The sequence below is a fragment of the Chitinophaga sp. 01L420 genome (genome assembly GCF_056399985.1).
Genome location: NZ_JBFTSK010000166.1, coordinates 1 through 362, shown reverse-complemented (window position 1 = coordinate 362; position 362 = coordinate 1). Strand labels below are relative to the sequence as shown.

The following is a 362-nucleotide window of genomic DNA, read 5'->3' as shown; positions in this document are numbered from 1 at the left end:
GTGCAGATCAGAAACATTGTAATGATTCTATCTTCAACATGACGGCTAACATTCCRGCCGGATTGGGTGCACGCGGTGCATGGACCATCGTAGGTGGCAAGCAACCCTGGATCACKATTGCTGATACTACWTTAAAYAMCACCAARGTGACCGTGCTGGCTGGACATACYGTGTCACTGGTATGGACTATCACCAATGGTACCTGTGCGGCTACTACAGATATGGTGGAACTGACCAACTATGAAGTTCCTTCCATAGCAGTTGCWGGTGCAGATCAGAAACATTGTAATGATTCTATCTTCAACATGACGGCTAACATTCCAGCCGGATTGGGTGCACGCGGTGCATGGACTATTGTAGAG

The 362-nt window shown here is 48.0% G+C and carries 1 protein-coding gene; it reads left to right on the top strand.

Going from position 1 to position 362, the window contains the following annotated elements; all coding sequences use genetic code 11:
- Window positions 1–38: 38 nt before the first annotated feature.
- The coding region (locus AC1DP6_RS36635) for a hypothetical protein (protein ID WP_477059335.1) at window positions 39–362 on the top strand (324 nt) is incomplete at its 3' end.